Source organism: Stieleria varia (assembly GCF_038443385.1).
Lineage (GTDB): Bacteria > Planctomycetota > Planctomycetia > Pirellulales > Pirellulaceae > Stieleria > Stieleria varia.
Genome location: NZ_CP151726.1, coordinates 773512 through 794340 on the forward strand (window position 1 = coordinate 773512; position 20829 = coordinate 794340).

Consider the following 20829-nt stretch of genomic DNA (forward strand, 5'->3'; position numbering starts at 1 on the left):
GGGCCGTTCAACCTCCATGACATCGAGCCAGTGGATGACTGATCCGACAATCGAATCTTCGAAATTGCGACGGCAAGCTCTCAACGTCCTGTTTGGAATTGCGTTGACCCTCGCTTTGACGGGGGGATGCAGCAATAACAGTGAAACCGACCCGACGAACACAGCGGCGACGAGCGGAGAGTCAAACGCTGAGATCAGCGCTGAGACCAAGACCACTGGCGACGATACCATTCGCAATGCCACAACTGAAACCAAGACGGCAGCGTCAGAGAAAACACCGCCGCCACTCAGCCGAGAGGAAAGACTCGATGCGGTACTGGAACTGCAAACCCAAAATAAACACGACCAAGCCGCCAAGATCTTGCAAGGTTTGATCATCGAAGACCCGACGGACTACGTCGCAGTGTTTCACTTGGCCAACTCCACGGCCGCTCAAGGCAACTTACGCGATGCGGTTGAGCTACTCGCTGGTATTCCCCCAAGCGATCCCGATTCTGGTTTGCCCGCTTTGGGAGTTTCAGCCGACTGGTGCATGCAACTGGAGCAATTTGACCAAGCGGAAGAAAAGTATCGCAAGATCCTGCAACTGATGCCCGAATTCAACATCGCACGTCGTCGCCTCGCGTACCTGCTGAACCGTCAAGGAAGACGCCATGAAGCAAACGCGTTGATTCGCGAACTCTGCAAGGCGGGCGATGTGACTCAAGAGGAACTCTATTCCTTGATCGTGGAATCTGATGCGATGTACGATCCGCCTGGGGAAGCTCCAGTAGACGGCGCCAATCCGTATTGGCCTATTGGACCTTTGGCAGAGGCCCGGCAGCTTTTCACCTTGCAGCGATATGCTCAAGCCGCCGACCTAATTCAGCCATTGATCGACAGTGGCGGTGCTTCCCAGGCAGCGGTCGCTTTTTGCGGTCTAATGCTCGCCGAAAGCCAACAAGACGATCGCTTCGTACAATGGCTGCGTCAAACCAGCGATGAAACCAAAGAGTTTCCCGAGTATTGGGCCGCTCTGGGAATCCACTTGGCACGTGAAACCCGATACGAAGAATCAATTGGCGCCTTTGCCCAGGCGCTTCGCGGAGACCCCTCGGATCACCGTAGTGTACGTCGGATGATTCTTGGCTTTCGATCCGTGGCCGAACCAACATCCGCCGAAGCGTTCACGAAGCGGTTTCAAACACTCAATCGCGTGATCACCCTGTCCAACCAGATCGCTACGGCGGATGGTTCTCAGGCCAAAGCGATGGCCGAGTTGGCTGACGCCTTGGAACAGATGGGACGACGATTGGAAGCGACGATGTGGCGATCGCTAGTCGCCGTCCAGTCGCCCAATCGCGACAAGGATCTGCAGGCGTTGAACCAGACACTGCGGAGACTGGTTGCCGACGATCTAGCGTTCCCCAGTTTGGAGGAACGACTTTGCGGTGTCGACATGAAAGACTTTCCACTGCCAGAGTTTGAGTTGCCAACGATCGGGCCACCCGACGGCCCTGTCTTGTCACCTCCCTTCCTCGCCAAAGATTTCCCCCAACCCGAGCTGAACACACAAGCAATCTTCCGAAATATCGCTGCAGAGATCGGACTGCAACATCGATATCAGGTCGCCGCAAGCGAGCAAACCAAAGCGTTTGCGATCTACCAGCAACTTGGAGGCGGTGTCGCCGTGCTGGACTTTGATTTGGACGGATGGTGCGACCTGTATTTCGCCCAAGGCGATGCCGATCCGCCCCAGTTCGTCGCCCGCCAATCGGACCAATTGTATCGTCATCTTGCCAATGTACTGGCAAACAAGTCGCAGCATCGCTTGGTCGATGCCACCGATCTTGCCGGATTGCATGACCAGCAGTACACAATCGGCGTCTCCGCGGGCGACTGGAATCAAGACGGCTTTCCCGATCTGGTCACCAGCAACATGGGCGTCAACCGGTTGTACATCAATCAAGGCGACGGAACGTTTGTTTCGCAAGCTTTGGATGCCCAACGCGATCTGCAACGTTGCCCCTCTTCATTGGCAATCGGCGATGTAACGGGCGACCATTTGCCAGACATTGTCGCGGTGAACTACGTTCGTGACAGTGAAGTCACACGAAAACCGAGCCTCAATTCCAATGGCTATGTTGACGTGGGGCTCTCGCCGCTGGAGTTTCAAGCTGGACAGGATCAGCTTTACAAGTCCAGTCCGGATGGTCAGTGGGTTCTGTCGACTCTGGGAGACACGGAGGAAACGGCCAAGCAAGGTTTGGGCGTCGTCGTGACTGGGCTTGATGATCAGCGGGGCAACGAGATCTTGGTCGGCAACGATGCGGTGCAGAATCAGCTTTGGAGCCGTTTACCGACGGGCGATTGGGTCGATCGATCCATTGCCCGAGGCTGTGCGTTTGGTGCTCGCGGACTAGCGACTGCCGCAATGGGCATTGCTGTGGGAGACCTGGATCGATCAGGTACAGTCGATTTTCACATCACGAATTTTTCCGACGAACCGGTCAGTCTGTATTTGCAAGAGGGCGGCACCTTCCGAGATCTCTGCATTCGCTTTGGACTGGTCGATGACAGCGTGCCGCTGGTCGGATTCGGCACACAGCCCTTGGACTTTAACAACGACGGCTGGCTGGATCTGGTGATCGCCAACGGTCACGTCGATGACCTGGGTTCCGCCGACAAGCCGTTTCGCCAACGCTTGCAACTGTTTGCCAACGCCGGCAGTCGATTTGAATTGATCGACGTTGCGGAAGATCCCTATTGGTCGCAACCCCACTCAGGTCGCGCATTGGCCATGCTCGATTTCGATCGAGATGGTCGGCAAGATTTCGTCGTGACGAACTTGCTGGAATCGTCATCACTGCTGCTGAACGAAACCGTGCAAGCCAATCACTGGATTAAGATTGGATTGGTGGGCACGAACAGCGAACGCGATGCAATCGGCGCACGCGTCACGATTACCAGCGGAGCGAGGCAGTGGTCGCATTGGGTGACGTCGGGGGACGGTTACTTGTGCAAGAACGAGAGCGAAATGCACGTCGGCCTGGGCGACACCGCGGCGATCGATCACATCGATGTCCAGTGGCCCGACGGGACAACGCAGACTTTCCAGGACATCCCCATCGATCAAAAAGTGCTGTTGATCCAAGGCCAACCTACATTCCAACTGCAGTGATCGGGAATGGCAAGACGCTTGGCGGGGCACGCTATCGACTTGGAAAGTCGAGCGACGATTGTCGTTCGACTTTCCAAGTCGAGAACGCACAACACGATCCGCCCAAACACAAACCATACGCTTCGTGCTGTGCTGCGTAACTGTTACCTCCCCCGGCTGCTGAGTGAGGTGACAGAAACCTGCGAAGCGCCGCTGTACCGCAACAACTGATTATTGAACAGCACACCGTAGAGCTACATCAACAAAGCTACACTTATTTCCCGCCCGCTGCCGCGCGGAGTTGCTTTTCTCGCTGAGCGAACTGTTGTGACAGCGTCGGGTTGACTGTGCGGTACAGCACCGAGAGTGAATGATAGGGAGGTGTGTAACTGCCATCGATTTCAATCGCTGCACGGAAAGCCCGTTCTGCATCTGGAATTCGTCCCACACGGGCCAAACACAGTCCAAGATTGTATTGATCACTGGCGGTGCGCCGGATCCGCGTCAGTTCCTCCAGCGATTGCACTGCATCGGCAAAGTTACCGTTGTCCATCAGCAACATCGACAACGCCTCCAACGCGGCTTCGCGACTTCTGAGCGGTCGTGGTTCCAGTTGCAAAGTCTGAGGCGCAAACCGAAGGACGCGTTGCCGCTGACGAATGACTTCTGCACGATTGGCGTCCACCGGAGGCAAGTTCTCGGCTTTGATCCATGCCATGCGAGCCAACAAGCTGTAGATTTCGGCGTCACTGCGATCGTTGCGAAGCAACTCCAGCAACTGGTCGCTTTCCTGATACTGAGCAAGCGGACCTAGATTCCCCAGTTGGGCTTGATCCACCGCGTTGTAAGCCTCCGCCAAGCGATCTCGTCGTGCGAGTTGTTGCTCGCTCAATGAGGTCGTCTGTTGCAATCGTCGCAACTGCCGCGGCGTGATGTCGACGTTTTGCGGAACGCCATCGCGATAAATCGCAATCAGGTGACTGGTGGTGCTGGTGTGCGGTACTTCACTGGCGATGGAAGGCATATGACAAGAAACGCAATCGTTGCCGCACTGCGTTTCGCGATCTGCGATCGGCATGGCGCATCCCTGGTCGGCGTGACACTGATTGCATTGGTCACGTCGATAGGAGACTTGGTCGGCAATGGGCTCACTACGATGTGAATCGTGACAGGTGACACAAGTCAAAGTTTCCGATTGCACGTAACACGGACTTTGCCACATCTGATCGAAATGGCCGGTGAATACTTTGCTGAAATCGCCGGGCGGTTCGTTCTTGTAGTGCACGCGGGTCTGAGCCAAGTCTTCGCCCGCGACGAAATCCCAAATGTCTTTCCCTGCCGCGTGGACGACCACGTCGCCTTGCAAGTGGCACTGCCCGCACATTGACTCCACTTGCATCCGATCCAGCTCATTGGGATTCACGATTTTTGAGTCCACGACCTCAGTCGGCTCCGTTTTGTTTGTCGCGACATCGCGATACAACCGGGTGTGTTCTTCACCGGGGCCGTGACAACGCTCGCAACCGATCGCCAGCTCATGAATGATCGGCTTGTGAGGATTGTTGTCGCGACGACTGACCAGTCCTGCGTGACAGAACAGGCAATCGGCATCAATCAAACGCGTCATCGCAAAATGATTCGGTTGGTCGTAGCCGGGTGCCATGCCAAAGTGATCGCTGCCCCGATACCATGTCACCGGTGATTGCAACAGATAGTCCTCGTCCGTCAACAGATAGCCTTGCGCAAACGCGCCGCTGCCCATCGCGTAGCCCACGGGCAATTCATTGACCAAGACACGATCACGCGGGCCGTCTCCGAAGCGTTTCCACTCGCGGTGCCAGAGCGTCCCCTCTTGCTCAACCGTATCGTATTCACGCCCGCTGGCAGGATGCTGCAGCTTGATGTCCCGCGATCGATCCTTCATCGCGTCGACCAGGGAAAGCGATCGGCTGTGATGCGTTTCTAGAAAGCTGGCATGGCGGTTGGGGTGGCACTGAGCACAGGTTGCCGTGCCGACATAACCCTCGGGGAACTCACCTTGCGGTGCCAGTGTGGTCGACCAAGGAGATGCGTTGAGCGGTTCCGACGAATCACCGTCGGATCGTTCGGCGGAGTCCGTCGCGTCGGGCTCTCTGGCGGCTGATTTTGATGCGTTCGCTGCAGACGTGGCTTGAGAGGACTGGTCGGCACCGGTCGGCGTTTGCGGACCGGAATTTTCCACAGGGGAGCCACACCCGCTGGCCACCCAGCAGAGGATGGCGAGGGCGATTGCGGAAACGATTCGCTGGGACAAGTCTCGCACTGGCCGCGTGTACCGTGAAAAAGGATCGATTCGGAGTCCCGAATATACAGAAAAAAACCTCGCCCACGGATGCGGGCGAGGTTTCGAATTGTGATCAAGTAACCAGAGGTGTTACTGGTTCAACTGTTCTTCGATGACTTCTTTGGCAGCCCGTGTGCCCATGGCACCCCAAAGCCCATAGGGGCTCTTCTTGCCGGGCCTGTTGTAGAAGCTGATCGAAGGAGCATTTTGGTCGCCCGCCTCGATGGAGTCGGAGATGAAGATCACAGCACCGTCGCCCATCAGGATGTGGGCACCACCTTGGTGACGGCTACTTGGTGGCAATGAGCCAGCAGCGTCTTGGTGACCACCCATGCACGACTCGGCATTCGGAGGACGAATGGTCCAGACCATGTTGGAGGTCGCTTGGTAGAATGCCCAGTTCATCCCGCGAGACTGACGATCGCTGTGGATCAAGTTCGGGGTTGTGCAAGTACCGCCTTGGCACCAGAAGTTTGGTGCCAAGGGATCCAACTGGTTGTTCTCAACACACCACATCGGATTGAACTGAGGACCGGCCGTTCCGACGGCGTCCCATTGATCACCGTTGGTCACCGAGATGGCACTTCGCTTGTCGAGGTCACCCAAGTCCGAGACGATTTCACCCATGCATACGGTGTTGGACAAACCGTCCAAAATGTCTCGGAACTTGGCTTCGCGACGAACACCAAAGAAACCACGGTCGACGGCTTGAGCGCGTTGTGCACGCCAAGCGTCACCTGGAGTCAAGTTGTTGTTCTTCAGGTTGTCTTGCTGCAGCACGTGGCAAGAGTCGCCCATTGCAGCAGCGTAGTTACAACGAGACAAAGCAGGTTGTCCGCTGCCTGGGTCGCTGGGGCAACGCAGCGTGGGAAGCTCAGTCGCCCACGGCACGTATTCCCACTGGTCACGAGGGCTCGGTCCCATCGCTGGCCAGCGGCCGCCGACTGATGGAATCGTGTAACCTGGAGTCACGGTTGCTTGGCTCGGATTGCTGATCGATTCCCAAAGAGCTTGTTGCTCGAAGAAAGGGGTCAATCCGACGTGAATGCTCAAGCACTCGTTGTTGGAGTTGTCCGAAGGACGCCACCACTCTGGACCGCCAGAGGTGACGCCAGCGATCCCGGTACCGCTACCGACCGTCGGGATCTGCTTGTAAGTGGAGTGGTAATTCTGGATTGCCAAACCGATTTGCTTGAAGTTGTTGCTGCAGCTCATTCGACGCGCGGCTTCCCGAGCGGCTTGAACTGCGGGCAACAAAAGCCCCACAAGAATGCCGATGATGGCGATGACGACCAACAGCTCCACAAGTGTGAAACCGCTAGCCCGATTTCTGAAAGGTTTCATTCGTTACTCCTGAGATGTAGAATGAAAAGAGAACAATAAACAAGTGAACGATTATACCCTGAAAACGCGAATTAGCGTGAGGGTTACCGCCCTAAATTACTCAAATATGCTGACTATGCGACCCCAATTCGGTCAAACCGGGGTCTTGAATCCAGGAATTAAGTCCCTTTCCCAGGCGGTATAAGTTTCTTTGCTCAATTCGATGATCCAACAACTCGGATTCGCTTGTCTGGCCGCACCCTTAATGCTTGCAACCATTTCGGGATGTCGCGAATCAACCCCTGACAGCGGGGTGAATTCCGGCGTTGTCGTCGATTCGGAAGAGCCCCGCGACGCCATGAGTCGGGCCATGCAGCTTAGAGATTGGGCGACAGCGGATCGCTTCGCCAAGCAGGCCCTGATCGCCGAACCGGATGATCCGGAGTTGCTGACCAGCGCAGCCAAGATCGCCGCATTGAGCGGTCAGAAGCGAGAAGCGGCGCGTCTGCTGACACATGCTGCCAAAGCAGCGGGCTACTTGCCGTCCAGTCGAGTCGACTTTGCCGTGCAAGCTTTGATCGATGTCGGTGAGTTGTACGCAGCGATCGACCTGCTCAATGAGTCTTTGGCTGCCAACGGCGACAACACGACCCATCGAAAGATGTTGATCGGGTTTCTCGGGGAAGCCCAACGAACGGAATTGATCCCGCCCCATCTGAAACGGTTGATTCAGAATCGAGCTTTTGACGTTCAGTTGCTGTTGGCGGTCACCGAAACGTCGTCACGGCGGTTTTCCTTCAACACCGCCAAGATTTTGTTGGAACGCAACCCTGATGACCATCGCGTGCGATTGGGAGACGCCTTGGAATTGCTCGACAAGCACGACGCCATCGCATGCGAAACGATGCTGCGTGAGATCCTAGAGCATCACCCAAAGTTTGCCCCCGCCTACGCACTGTTGGGGCAAACACTGATGGAACAACGCAGGATCGACGAGATTCCCGCATGGGCGGATGCGGCGCCGGTCGACTGTCGCGAACACGCCGATTACTGGCTGACGATCGGAGACTGGGCGGCCTCGTTCGACAAACACCAGCAGGCTGCGAGGGCTTACTGGGAGGCAACACGACGTGACCCCAACGACAGCAACGCATGGATTCGTCTTTCCCAAGCCTTGCGAAGTGTTCGATCATCACAAGCCGTCGATGATTCTAACGCCGTATCCGACGCCCAACTGCACGCCATCGAAGCCCGCATCGAACGACTGCTAAAGCTGCGCGCACACTACTATGACTTCACCTGGGAAGGCAAGGACCGCCAAGCCAACGCCGTTGCCATCGCCGACGACCTGTTTGCGTTGGGTCGAACGTGGGAAGCGGAAGCCTGGACCGCCGTGGCCACCACGATGAAAAAGGAACCGACGTCGCGACTTGGGGAACTACGAAAAGAAGTGTTGGCTCGACTGAGCAAGGATCCCAGTTGGATCTCGCCGATCGATCAGCCTTCGCTCGCACTGGATCTCTCACCTTGGCCCGAACCGACGCTTCAATCGCCCAATCAACAACCGTCCAAAAGCACTGGCATCGCTCCCCGACTCGCATCGCACGACCATCTGCTGATGCGTGACGAAAGTGAGACCTGGCAACTGGATGGCGTCGGCGCCAAAAACAATCCAGACAATGCAAAGCTTGCGGCTTTGATCCGATCGACAGGAGTCGGCGGCGGCGCGATCGATTTCGATCTGGACGGCTGGCCCGATGCGTTGGTGATGGGAGCGGGCGGCACGATGCTGAAATCGGACTCGATGGCAAACGAGTTGCTGCGAAACCTCGGCGATCGTTTCATCAAGGTCACTGCAATGACCGGAACGGGAGATCGTGGATACGGGCAAGGCGTGGCCATCGGCGATTTCAACGAAGACGGCTTCGCGGACTTGTTCTTTGCCAACCTCGGTAAGAATAAACTGCTGAGAAACAATGGCGACGGCAGTTTCAGTGACTGCACCGAATTGCTCGACGATGGTCAGTGGCAGGAATGGAGCACCTGCGGCGCTTTTGTTGATATGAATCGAGACGGCATCACCGATTTGTTGACGACGAACTACTGCCGAACGATTGCCAACATGGACAAGGCGTGCCCAGACGCCAACGGCGTACCCGGGCCATGTCACCCGCTGAAGTTTCCCGCTCACCGAGATCAATTCTTCGTGGGCAAGGGCGATGGAAGCCTGCAAGATGTGTCCGACACATGGATCGGCGATGTGACACCCGGTCGAGGACTAGGCATTGTCGCCGGTGCTCTGGACGGTCGACAGATCGGTGCCTTTGTCGCCAACGACATGACACCCAATGCTTTTTATCGCTACCTCGGCAGTGCAGATCAGCGACTCGACGAGAACGCCACCGTCAGCGGATTGGCCGTCGACGGACGGACGATTGCTCAAGCATCGATGGGGATCGCATGCAGTGATTTCGATGGTGACGGAGACTTGGACTTCTACGTCACAGGTTTCGGTCGCGAATACAATATTTTATACGATCAAGTCGCACCGGGGCTGTGGCAGGACATCACGAACAAACTGGACTTGGTGCAATCCACATTACCCATGGTCGGATTCGGCACCGAAGCGATCGACTTGGACGCAGACGGCATTGACGAAATCTTGGTGACCAATGGACACATCGGCGATTTCAATGAGCCGGATAGTTTGCCCTACGAACAGCCGCTCCAGGTATTCCGCCGCGGTGCCTCGGGCAGTTTCCAATGGGTGGATGACGATCGATGGGGCGACTACTTTCGTCAAAGCCACGTCGGTCGCGCGTTGTGGACGATCGATGTCAACCGCGATGGTCACAGCGACGTGATGATCACACACTCCTACGAACAGATGAGGTTGCTGGTCAATCACACCAAAAGTGATGCCGATCGAATCGCATTTCAATTGGTCGGGACCGATGACAGTCGCGGCGCCGTGGGTGCGATCATTCGCTTTGTGTGCAACGGCCGCCAACGAAGTTTGTGGGCGCTGGCCGGAGGCGGATACTTGTGCACCAACGAAAACATCTTGCGTGCCGGGTTGGGTCAGGCTGACGAAGTGACTGACGTGACAGTGACGTGGCCCAACGGCGACACTCAATCACTTGGCACCCTGCCGTCCAATCAGCTTTACTTGATCGTGCAGGGAGATGGCTTGCCGTTTGTGATGGATGAATATGCCGCCGCCGGGAAAGATTGAATGCGTTGTTGCCCGGTGAAGTTCAAGCAAAAACATCGTCTCACGTTGCTCGGCAACGCATTGCCGGTATCTGGTGTAGTGGATTTCGCCAGAAATCCTTTGCGAAAGGAATTCTGGCGAATCCCACGACCAATGGTCTGCTTGACGTTGTCGGCAATTCTCTTGCTGGGCGGGTGCAGCCGGCCTGGCGTCGAAGGAAGCACGCCGGAGAACGACACCAGTACCGCAAGCGGAACATCGGACTCGTCCGATCCGGTCGCCGCATTTCAAACCGCAATTGAACAGCGGGATTGGCAGCGCGCCGAGCAATTGGTTTCTCAAGCGATGATCGCCCGACCAGACGACCCCGACGTTTTGACCAACGCGGCGATCGTGACAGGCAGGGCCGGGCAACAAGAGGAAGCGGCAAACTTGCTGGCCCAAGCCGTCCGAGTTTCGCAGTTCGATATCAGCGGCCAACGTGTCGACCACGCCGTACAGGCTTTCATCCAGATCGGTCATCTGTACGACGCGATCGAGTTGATCGAGCAAGTACTGCAGACGCATCCGGACGCCCATCGTTACCGGAGGATCTTGGTCGGCTTGCTCGGTGAAGCACAGTTGACTTCAGAGCTGCCCCAGCACATGAGCCGCTTGATCCGGGCGCGTCAGTTCGATTTGATGCTGCTGATGGCCACCACCGAAACAAGCTTTCGTCGCTTTTCATCTCAGTCCATCACGACCCTGTTGGCTCGTAATCCGTCCGATTGGCGACCGCGATTGGGGGAAGCTCAGACGTTGCTGGAGTCCCGCAATGCCGCGGCCGCCGAAGATGTCTTGCGACAGATCCTATCACGCCACCCAGACTTTGTCCCCGCGCACGCCTTGCTGGGGTACGCTTTGGTCGCTCAAGGAAAAACACAATCGCTGCCGGAATGGTTTGACGCTCTGCCGGGCGACGCTGACGAACTGGCCGGGTATTGGTTGGCACTGGGTGAAAACGCGTTGAGCCACGGCGAGACCTTGGCGGCGGTCAGAGCGTTCGCCCAAGCGACACGACGAAGCCCCAACGATAGCTTTGCTTGGACTCGTCTGGCAGACGCCATCGCAACGCTGCAAAGCAATACGAAGCCATCTAGCGACAACGTGCCCATCGACCTGAATGGCATCGACCTGGAGGCCGTCGCCTCGGCCATCGCGCGGCGCCGCGAAAGCCTGTTGGAACTGCGAGACCGGTTTTCCGAGTTCAGGGACGGGCACCAAACCAGTCAGACCAGGGCGGTTCAGGTCGCCAAGCCATTGTTCGACCTGGGACGATTCTGGGAAGCAGAAGCGTGGCTGGCCATCGCAACCACTTTGCCCGACGAAAAAACAAACGAAGCAACAGAACTACGTGAAAGCGTCTTGGCCTCTCTGTCCAAGGATCCCGTTTGGCAAAGCACACAAGGACACCCTGAGTTGAGTTTTGACCTCGCAGGCCTTCCTGTCCCATCGATGATCCGTGATACAGCCATCGCGAACAACAAACCATCGGTGCTCGCCGGAGATCAGGAGTTCCGCATGAGCGATGAAGCCAAACGTTGGGGGCTAGACTTCTACGGTGCGGTCGGAAAAGAGGTGATGGGACCGCACGTGCCGATCTATCAAACATTGGGATGCGGTGGTGGCGTGATCGACTTTGACAACGACGGCCGACACGATCTGATACTGCTCGCAGCGGGTGGCGGCATCGGCAAACTCGACAGCGAACCGGGGCAACTATTTCGAAACCTGGGTGATTCATTCTCCCCGATCGGTGGTGTTGCCGGGTTTGGTGACCGAGGTTTTTCACACGGCGTGGCCGTCGGTGATTACAACGACGACGGATTGGCGGACGTTCTGGTGACCAACTTGGGACGCAATCGATTGTTTCGAAACAATGGCGATGGAACGTTTGTCGATGCCACCGATGTGATGGATGCCGAGCGGCGAACCGACTGGAGCACCAGCGGGGCAATCGCGGACATCGATCAAGACGGATACAACGATCTTGTGATCGTCAACTACTGCGACACGAGCGAACCACTTGACCAACCTTGCTTTGACGATCAAGGCCACGAGATCAACTGCTACCCGCTCCGGTTTCGCGCCGCCGCGGATCGCTTCCTGCGTGGTTCCAGTGCAGGGACATTCACAGATGTTACCGATCAATGGAGCAACCCAACGGCGATCGGTCGTGGCCTCGGCTTGCTCGTCGGACGCCTGGATGGACAACGCCAAGGGATCTACGTTGCCAATGATGCTTCCGTCAACCACTACTACCGTTGGAACTCGCTGGTCGCCGATCATCCACTAACGGACTTGGGCATCTCCTGTGGCCTCGCCGTCGACGCTCAGTCGCTGGACCAAGGATCGATGGGGATCGCCAGCGAAGACTTTGACAATGACGGCGACCTCGACGTGTACGTGACAGGTTTTGCCAACGAGTACAACATTCTTTACGAGCAACAATCTCCTGGTCTCTGGACCGATCGAACCGGAGTCCAGCAGTTGATCGCACCGACTCTGCAAACCGTAGGATTTGGCACTCAAGCGGTCGACTTGGACAATAACGGTGTCCATGAAATCATCGTTGCCAACGGGCACATCGGCGACTACGGCGAACAATCACCGCCGTATGCTCAGCCCCTGCAGGTCTTTCGTCGCCACGCGAATCGACAATGGGTCATTGAAACGATCGATCAATGGGGAAACTATTTTTCAAACTCACACGTCGGCCGCAGCCTGTTCACCGTCGATGCGAACCACGATGGTCGCACGGATGTGATCGTGACGCACGCCACCGAACCGGTCGCGATGCTGCTCAATCAAACTCAATCGGCTCATCACCGAATCACGTTTCGCTTAGTTGACACCACGGGCACGCGCGATGCCGTCGGTGCCATGATTCGATTTGAGATGGGCGACGGAACCGGTTCCCTGACGCGAACCTTGTTTCGGCTTGCGGGAAACGGATACTTGTGCACCAATCGCCCGGAGATCTGCGCCGGCACCGGAGTCTTTGCTCAAGTCGAGAACGTGCGTGTGACTTGGCCGGACGGCAGAGAGCAAGTCATTGGCTCGCTCAAGTCAGACAAAGAATATCTCATGGTCCGCGGACAAGTACCTTTCGTCCTGCGGACCTATCGTGATTGATCGCCCAGCCGAAACGTCCAAGACACTGGACGTGTCAACGACGATTGGCGATGAGTTGCGTCTACACGCAGCTCAGTTGCCAGGACCTTGCTTGCCTTGAGCTTTCATCGCATCTTCGTAGCCTTTCTGGCTCGGCAGCTCCGAGGTGGGGACAGCATTTTCTGGCGGCTTGTTCACAACGGGCTTGCTATCACCACAACCAACAGAACTGACTGCCATGAAGCAGAACATGACAACGCTGGCAAATGTCAACTTTTTCATCGGATACCTCAGTCGATTTTGACGACGAGCAACAAGGGAATAAAGGAACCGGCTGACGCCTGCTCCACAGGGAAGACTCCGCATTATAGACACCATTGACACCGACGGCTACGTGTCCATGACTATGTGTCCATGACGGTGACGCTCCCCAGTTTCACGCGGCTAGCCCGGGTTATGAAATGCAAACTGCATTTACCAGCGATGTCACAACTCATTGTCATGAATCTTTTTGCGCAAAAATCAATCATCCGCATGAATAATCCGCGTCTAGCGTGGATAGAGCCGGTCATCGTTCTCAATCGAAAGGTAGCGACGGTCTATTTGGGGGGATGCGAACACCTGCCGCTTTCCCGATGGCCAAACGATCTCAAGCTGCTGAATCGCATTCTCCTGACCAAGACCGACATCGATCACTGATTCATCGTTGCAAAAATAGCCGTCACCGGCGCTGACCCAGTTCGAAAAGCTGCCGCGTTTCGTGGAGACCACCACGCGTGCTCCGATCGCATCCCGTTCACTCTGTACTCCCACCAATTCCAATTGAATCCAGTGCCCAGGTGTTTCAGTGCGGTTTTCCAACAGCGCCAACGGTTGATCCAAGTGACCGATCAGTACGTCGACCGCGCCATCGCGGTTGAAATCGGTGGTCGCCATCGATCGCCCCAAGTACGCCCCGCTCCAGTAACCGGATTCGTCCTCGACCGTGGCCGGATCAAATCGATCGCCACGACCGTGCAGAAACTGCGGCGGCATCTGAAATCCTTCGCCGATGAATCGCATGTCAAAGATATGCCCGTTGGTGACCAACAGATCGAGACAACCATTGCGGTCCACATCAATGGCTTTCGTGCCAAAGCCGACGTAGGGAATGCTCACCAAGTCGATCCCATAGCGAGCCGCCATGTCGGTGAATCCACCGCTGGGACTCTGCATGAACAGGTTGGCGGACTCCTGCGAAAAGTTGGTGATGTGCAAATCGATTCGTCCGTCACGATTGAAATCGCCATGCGTGATGCCCATGCATCCATTCGCCGCACCGCTGTACCCGTTGGAGACTCCTTCCAGATCCGCCACATTATGAAAGGAGCCCTCGTCATTTTGGATCAAGAAATGATTGGGGCGCACATCGTTGCCGACAAACACATCATTGCGTCCATCGCCGTCGAAATCCGTGACCAGCAGCCCCAGTGAAGTTCCCGGTTTGGCAATCTCACGATCGATCTCGTGAACCTGAAACCGTCCCTCCCCCGAACTCTCGTACCAACGATCCGACTGCGCGTAGTGCTTCAACGGCGACGGCTGCTCCTCGCGTCCGTCAGGGCCGACGTCTGGCAACTTGAATGCGCCCTCCATCTCGATGTAAACGCTTTCGAATAAATCTGGCATTCCGTCATGGTTGATGTCGGCGATCGCCAGCGATGACGTGAATCTGTCGTCGACCTGTCCCAACGATTCGGTCGCGTCCCGAAAGGTGCCATCTCCGTTGTTGATCAACAAACGGTTGTGCCCGAGGCTGCCGACGTACAGATCGGCAAAACCATCCTGATTGACATCGCCCGCGGTCACACCAGATCCATAATCAAAACCCGCCGCACCGGCCACCTCGGTGACGTCTCGAAAACGAGCATCCTGATTGCGAAACAAGACGTCCGATCGCGTGCATTGAGAACTTGGCGGCTCGCCTGAACCCTGCGGCAAATGAATGTCAGGCCAGCCGTCTAAATCAAAATCGACGACCGCGATCCCGCCGCCGACGGATTCGTGAATGGGAATGGAGGAAACATCCAGCTCCTTGTCGGGATACCACTGAAAGTCCAAGCCGACTGCATGTGCCACGTTGACCAACCTTGGTTTTGCCAGCGGCTCACGAGCAACCACGGGCGCAGCCGCTTGTAACGCCCCGGATGCGTCGCTCAGCTTGGCTAACGCTCCATCGAGACCGAACTGTTTGGGATCCACTCCGATCAAAGACGACTCGGACGCCATGACGAGCGCTTCAGGATTCTGTGCCAGTGCCGCGCGTTGCTGCAACACTTGGTTCCGCTGCCCAGCGGCCTGACGGGGGATCATGGTCAACGTCCACGCCAGCGTTTCGAATGGCCTGCCAAGCTCCATGACTTCACGCGTCAGTCCTTGACGAACCGCCAAATCCCTCGGCTTCTTTAGCAACGCCTCGCTGCTTCGTTGAGAATTGGAAAGCTGAATGCCACGATAGCGAAACTGCTCGGCATCGTCCGCTCGATCCAGCGCGGCAAACACTTTGTTCAAACGCTGCATGCAAACGCGATCGGTAGGATTGCGAACCGCCGCTTCCAAAAACGCTCGCGCGGAGGCTTCGTATTCCCGAAGATCAAAAAAGTAGGTGCCCAGAGCGACCCAATAATCTCCCAGCTTCTTTGCCTCCTCATCGCAACGAGAGAACCACTGGGGAATCTTTTCGAACTGCTGTGTCTCGGCCAACAATCGTCCGTACAAAGCGCATGCCGATGCCGATTCGAATTCACCCTGCCACTGCAAGTCCAACTCCTCGATCGCGGCCCGATGGTCCAACTGGGTGAAATGCCACCGCGCCATCCCCAGTCCGTCGGCGAAAACCTTTCGTGGATCGGCATCCTTGGCCAACTGAGGCGGAAAAGAATCTGCGCGACTGACCAGCGACAATAGTTCTTGATCGGTGGCCTGACCGTTACGGCACAAGTACTCCGCCTGCCACGAAGCCTCTTCTCGGCGACCGTGTCGATTCAACAACGCCCACGCGAGATGCCGCCAGCGAATTTCACTGGGTTCCTTTTCCAATGCCGCCAATACGGTTTCAATTGCTTCGATCGTTGCGCCGCCCAAGGTAAGTTGTTGCAACCGAAACTCCATCGCTTGTCGGCCAACTCGCGATTCCAGGGGAACCGATGCTGCGACCTCTGCCGCCGTCAGGTGATTGCCGCCCGCGCCTTCGATACGAGCCGCGATCAAGGTCGCTTCCTGATTCTCCGGCTCCGCCAGCATCACTTGCTGGACCTCCCGCATCGCATCATCCAGTTTGCCCGACTCCAGCAGCTCCGACGCCTTTTTCAGCCGATCGGTTGTCGACTGCACTTCCGCAACCCTGTCAGTCTCTTCGCTGCCACCATCGGCCACGACACTCGAATCAGTTCGACCGCATCCAACGGTAATCAGCAGCACCAAGCTGATGCAACACAACCGATGATGCAAATCGCATGCACAGCCCGCCATCGCTCGCAGACGCTGAGAGAAACCGATCGAAACAGCTGGGCCTTTTTGAAACATCACCAATCACATGTGTCTATTGCATCGCGCGAAAACGGTGCGCAGCGAACATTCTACGCCATCGAGCAATATTTGGCGACGCGCAGACGGCTGGTCCTACCGTACTGCGGATATCAGCCGCCACGCGATAGCGTCCGGTTCTTACGCCTCTAATCGGGAACCGGGTGCTATCGAGAGCGTCCCGCTTAGAAAGTTGATCGCACCAGCCATTTTTCTAGTCTTTACTAGCACGACGCGCGAGCGAGTGAATCGTCTTTTTGTGCTTCTATTCACTCGCTTGCGCGTCGTGCTGGTATTTTGCTGGAAATTCAACGTGAAACCATGCGTTCTAAGCGGGACGCTCTCTATCGCACTCCGGCTGATGGAGTATCCGGACTAGCGGGTCACCAGAGTTTCCACCAAGGCTTGGTCTTGATCTCAGGCAGCTTCAGACGCTCGAACCACACCGTGGCTTCCTCCTCACTCAACTCGCCTTGCACGGTCACACTTGGAGGCAGCGCCTGCAAAAAGGGGCCGAAAAAGCCAGCCCCCCATTGCCGTGATGCCAACAGCATCGGCCACAACAGAACGACCTGCTCTGCGTCGATCTCTGGAATCGAGTCCGGCGTGGCTTCCCCCCAGATCGATCCCGCGAAATCCGCCTTTGCGCAGGTTCCGACACCGTAATGCCACCAAGCTTTGTCACTCGCTTCGTCGTGACGCTGCCCCAACGCGACCGATTTGAGATGAGCCGAGACTCGCTTCGATCCTGGCATCCTGATATCCGCCAACGCGGATTGCAGCAGCGTGAACAAATGAAAGCAGTTCGACAGGTTTTGATACGCCACGCGAACAACTCTCTTGCTTTCGACATGGATCACGACGAGATGTCCACTTTGTTTTCTCAGTAGCTCCATCACCCACATCGGCCCGGACGATAAGTGTTCGGTACGTTGGAATTCTGCGATGACATCGGGGCGATTCATCATGTGTTGATGGAGACTCATCGATCGAGCGACATGAGCTACCAGACCTTGGCCAAGCCTCTCCAAACCGAAATCGGTATCTGGATTGATCTCGTCGTCACCCGATTCATCGGAGTCAACTTCGTCGTCGCTCGTGTGGACCGCCCGTGACCACTTCAGCATCGTCTCCAAAATCTGCTGCCCAGCTTCCTCTGGTTCTTCACCATGCTCCGCCCCGGCCCCCAACCAGACGGCGAGGTACCCGGCACCGGCACAACTGCGAACATCGCCAAGTCGACACGCGATCGGTGCCCGGGCTTCCCCGCGATCAGGATGTCCCGCAATCTCATTGAGAGCATCACGGAGATCATCATTCAGCTCCGCAGACGTTTGCGCATCGGCCGCCGCGATGATTCGATCAACAAGTTTTTCCAGTGGCAGATCGGTCGATGTCATGTCACGCCTTCGTTCGGTCTACAGTGGATCGAAGTCATTCTAGCATTCATCAATGTCTCTATTCTTCACGGGTGCATCCCGCCGCCGCTGGTGACCACCGGATCTAGTATCATCGAATCAAGCGGCTGAGAGAAGAGTATGCGAACGATCGATGACAAAACCGGCAGGCATCGTCGTCACTTTCTTGTTACAACCTAACATCATAGACTCGATCGACTGAATCGAACAAGCGACGATCGAATGCCTGCCAGATCGAGACGGCCCAGAATCACATAGCGTTTTCGAAAATGACAAAAGCCATTGAAAAAGCCATTCTGGCGAAAGACCCGCCGGCGATTGTTGCCGCACTCGTCGGACCAACGGAAACGCAGCGAACAGCAACTCTCGAGCAATGGCGATGCAGTCTGGATTGCTCTCATTGCTGGCGATCAAGTGCCGGTCGATATCGCCGTCGCTGGCTTTCGGGATGTAGTTCCCGGTGGCTGGGCAACAATGAACCGTATTGCGGAAGTCTCATCAACTGCAGCAAGACGAAGCTTTTGCTGTTAGATCAAGTTAAAATCCTTGCTAAGGTGCATTTGGTTCCGCAAAACCATGGATGGGGGCTTGCCGCTGCTGTGCTCCAAGCAATGGATCACATCGTTGCGGTTTTTGAGTTGGTCCGCTCCGACAACGAAGTGTTCAAGCTCAGCCAAAAGGAACTGGGGATAGCTGAAGAGAACTTTCCACGTAGCATCCATCGCTAAACCCAGATGACTTGATCCCTTCAAGATTACCCACCACGTCCTCGAGTTCCATTATGTCCGACGTAAGAAGCCAGATTGTGTTCTCGATTCTGCTGACACTTTTGATCTGCGTTCCTGCCGCGGCCCAGTCGGGTAGCGAACCGAATCCGGAGAAGCTGCGGGTCATCTCGCACAATGTGTGGTATGGGTTCACACAGAAAACAGAGCCTCGGTACTCCGACTGGAAACGATGGATGAAGGCTCAATCGCCGGACGTCGTTTCGCTGCAGGAGCTAAACACCTACACGGAGGAAAGACTGCAGGCGGATGCACAGTCGTGGGATCATCCCTACTGCGTCTTGCTCAAGGAAGACGGATTTCCCACGGGGATCACCTCCCGATATCCCATCACGGATGTGAAACGAATTCGCCAGGGATTTCATCATGGCCTCCTGCGATGTCGCATCCAGGGCATTTGGTTCTACGTGATCCATTTTCATCCCTCCGATTTCCAACGAAGGATCGATGAAGCAGCCCTTTTGAAACAGGACGTGGAGTCACTGCCCGACGAAAATCCTAAGGTCGTGCTGGCCGGTGATTTCAATGGCTTCTCACCAGCCGACAAAAAACAGTATGACTCGGATGAACTGTTGGTGCCCTTCTTCCAAGGGCTTGATCAGAAAAGCCGCACTGCCCGCAATCTGAACGATGGAAAACTCGACTACGGCGGGATCCAAGCGATTCTGGATCAAGGATACACAGATTTGATCGATTCCCGTCGATCTCCTCAGCTTCCCTTCGTAGGAACCTTTCCGGCGGCGCTCGTGAGCGATCAGGATCATGGTACTGATCGCCGACTGGACTACCTCTTTGTCTCGCCCTCGTTGCGTGATCAGGTGGATTCGGTCGCGATCTTGCGTGACCCTTGCACGGAAATGCTCTCGGACCATATTCCAGTGACGGCGACCATCCGGCTGCGTGAGCCCGACGCTAAAGAGTCTGTGTTCGCATCAACGCCGGAACTGCTGCAGGAAACGGGTGCCGGTGAAGGCCCCGCGTGGCATCCGAGACTTGGACTGCTGACCAGTGGCGAAGGGAATATCAATCAGCTCGATCTGGCGGGGAGGCAAAGCGTTTGGATGCGCGACGCGGGATCCAACGGCCTGAGATTTGACGAACAGGGTGACTTGGTGATCTGTCAGTCGGCTCAGCGACGTTTGGTGCGGCGACATCAGGATGGTTCGCTGCAAGTTCTGGCAGACCATTTTCAGAACATGAAATTCAATAACCCCAACGACCTGGCCATGGATGCAAAGGGGCGGATTTATTTTACCGACCCTCGCTACGGTGATCGCTCCTCCATGGAGATGCGGGATGATTCCGGAGTCTTGGTCGAAGGCGTTTACCGAGTGGATCCTGATGGCTCGATTGACCGTATCATCACTAATGAAGTCGATCGACCCAATGGGATCGCAATCTCGACCGACAATCGATTTCTGTTTGTAGCAGATAACAACAACAGCCACGGCGGGGCACGCAAGCTGTGGCGATTCGACCTGAACCCCGATGGCGGCATTGACCCAGCGACACAAAGGCTGATTCACGACTGGGGTTCGACGCGGGGACCGGATGGCATGAAGCTGGATACCGCCGGGAGGCTCTATGTTGCCGCTGGCCTCAATCGTCCCAACTTGCCTCACGAAACCGCTGATCCACCGACTGCGGGTATCTACGTCTTTTCACCTGCCGGCGAGTTGTTGGAATTCGTTGCCATCCCTCGTGACGAAACCACCAATTGTGCCTTCGGCGGCGAGGACGGCAAAACGCTGTTCGTAACCGCGGGAGGCTCATTATGGAGCATCCGCACGACCACTCCCGGTCAAGTGTTTTGAAGCGGTGGCTGAGTGAAGCTCGTCTAAGGCTTGTATGTGATCTCCACGTAATCGGAGAACAGGTGGTTTTCGTTGCGGAACAGGGGACATGCCGTT

The 20829-nt window shown here is 56.2% G+C and carries 10 protein-coding genes; 5 read left to right on the plus strand and 5 right to left on the minus strand.

Annotation, left to right across the window (positions count from 1 at the left end; genetic code table 11):
- Positions 1 to 34 precede the first annotated feature (34 nt).
- A complete protein-coding gene (locus Pla52nx_RS02780) occupies positions 35 to 3160 on the plus strand; it encodes an FG-GAP-like repeat-containing protein (protein ID WP_197454233.1) in 3126 nt (1041 codons plus the stop codon).
- A 253-nt stretch (positions 3161 to 3413) separates the two neighbouring features.
- Here Pla52nx_RS02780 and Pla52nx_RS02785 read toward each other — a convergent pair whose 3' ends face one another.
- Both Pla52nx_RS02785 and Pla52nx_RS02790 read right to left on the minus strand, forming a co-directional pair.
- A complete protein-coding gene (locus Pla52nx_RS02785; protein WP_146518173.1) occupies positions 3414 to 5441 on the minus strand; it encodes a tetratricopeptide repeat protein in 2028 nt (675 codons plus the stop codon).
- Between the two features lie 111 nt (positions 5442 to 5552).
- Positions 5553 to 6806, minus strand: coding sequence for a DUF1559 domain-containing protein (locus Pla52nx_RS02790; protein WP_146518174.1), 1254 nt, complete (start codon positions 6804 to 6806; stop codon positions 5553 to 5555).
- Positions 6807 to 7155: 349 nt separating this feature from the next.
- Between Pla52nx_RS02790 and Pla52nx_RS02795 the strand changes: the two genes are divergently transcribed.
- Positions 7156 to 10020 (plus strand): FG-GAP-like repeat-containing protein, encoded by a 2865-nt coding sequence (locus Pla52nx_RS02795; RefSeq protein WP_197454234.1) that lies wholly within the window; start codon positions 7156 to 7158, stop codon positions 10018 to 10020.
- Positions 10021 to 13173 (plus strand): FG-GAP-like repeat-containing protein, encoded by a 3153-nt coding sequence (locus Pla52nx_RS02800; protein WP_146518176.1) that lies wholly within the window; start codon positions 10021 to 10023, stop codon positions 13171 to 13173.
- Between the two features lie 72 nt (positions 13174 to 13245).
- Here the strand turns inward: Pla52nx_RS02800 and Pla52nx_RS02805 are convergent, their stop codons facing one another.
- From Pla52nx_RS02805 to Pla52nx_RS02815, 3 genes are all read right to left on the minus strand, one after another.
- On the minus strand, positions 13246 to 13434 hold the full coding sequence (locus Pla52nx_RS02805; protein WP_146518177.1) for a hypothetical protein: 189 nt from the start codon (positions 13432 to 13434) through the stop codon (positions 13246 to 13248).
- A 267-nt stretch (positions 13435 to 13701) separates the two neighbouring features.
- A complete protein-coding gene (locus Pla52nx_RS02810) occupies positions 13702 to 16716 on the minus strand; it encodes an FG-GAP-like repeat-containing protein (protein WP_146518178.1) in 3015 nt (1004 codons plus the stop codon).
- Positions 16717 to 17099: 383 nt separating this feature from the next.
- On the minus strand, positions 17100 to 18116 hold the full coding sequence (locus Pla52nx_RS02815) for a hypothetical protein (RefSeq protein ID WP_146518179.1): 1017 nt from the start codon (positions 18114 to 18116) through the stop codon (positions 17100 to 17102).
- A gap of 287 nt (positions 18117 to 18403) precedes the next feature.
- Here Pla52nx_RS02815 and Pla52nx_RS02820 point away from each other — a divergent pair, with 287 nt between their 5' ends.
- Positions 18404 to 18862 (plus strand): hypothetical protein, encoded by a 459-nt coding sequence (locus Pla52nx_RS02820; protein WP_146518180.1) that lies wholly within the window; start codon positions 18404 to 18406, stop codon positions 18860 to 18862.
- A gap of 53 nt (positions 18863 to 18915) precedes the next feature.
- The gene (locus tag Pla52nx_RS02825; RefSeq protein ID WP_146518181.1) at positions 18916 to 20733 is read left to right on the plus strand and encodes an SMP-30/gluconolactonase/LRE family protein; all 1818 of its coding nucleotides are present in this window, start codon (positions 18916 to 18918) and stop codon (positions 20731 to 20733) included.
- Positions 20734 to 20829: the final 96 nt, after the last annotated feature.

Excerpts from the sequence above, each read along its gene's own strand:
- Pla52nx_RS02780 (WP_197454233.1), top strand. The coding sequence starts at position 35 with ATGACTGATCCGACAATCGAATCTTCGAAATTGCGACGGCAAGCTCTC.
- Pla52nx_RS02790 (WP_146518174.1), bottom strand. The coding sequence starts at position 6,806 with ATGAAACCTTTCAGAAATCGGGCTAGCGGTTTCACACTTGTGGAGCTG.
- Pla52nx_RS02795 (WP_197454234.1), top strand. The coding sequence starts at position 7,156 with ATGCAGCTTAGAGATTGGGCGACAGCGGATCGCTTCGCCAAGCAGGCC.
- Pla52nx_RS02800 (WP_146518176.1), top strand. The coding sequence starts at position 10,021 with ATGCGTTGTTGCCCGGTGAAGTTCAAGCAAAAACATCGTCTCACGTTG.
- Pla52nx_RS02805 (WP_146518177.1), bottom strand. The coding sequence starts at position 13,434 with ATGAAAAAGTTGACATTTGCCAGCGTTGTCATGTTCTGCTTCATGGCA.
- Pla52nx_RS02810 (WP_146518178.1), bottom strand. The coding sequence starts at position 16,716 with ATGTTTCAAAAAGGCCCAGCTGTTTCGATCGGTTTCTCTCAGCGTCTG.
- Pla52nx_RS02815 (WP_146518179.1), bottom strand. The coding sequence starts at position 18,116 with ATGACATCGACCGATCTGCCACTGGAAAAACTTGTTGATCGAATCATC.
- Pla52nx_RS02820 (WP_146518180.1), top strand. The coding sequence starts at position 18,404 with ATGACAAAAGCCATTGAAAAAGCCATTCTGGCGAAAGACCCGCCGGCG.
- Pla52nx_RS02825 (WP_146518181.1), top strand. The coding sequence starts at position 18,916 with ATGTCCGACGTAAGAAGCCAGATTGTGTTCTCGATTCTGCTGACACTT.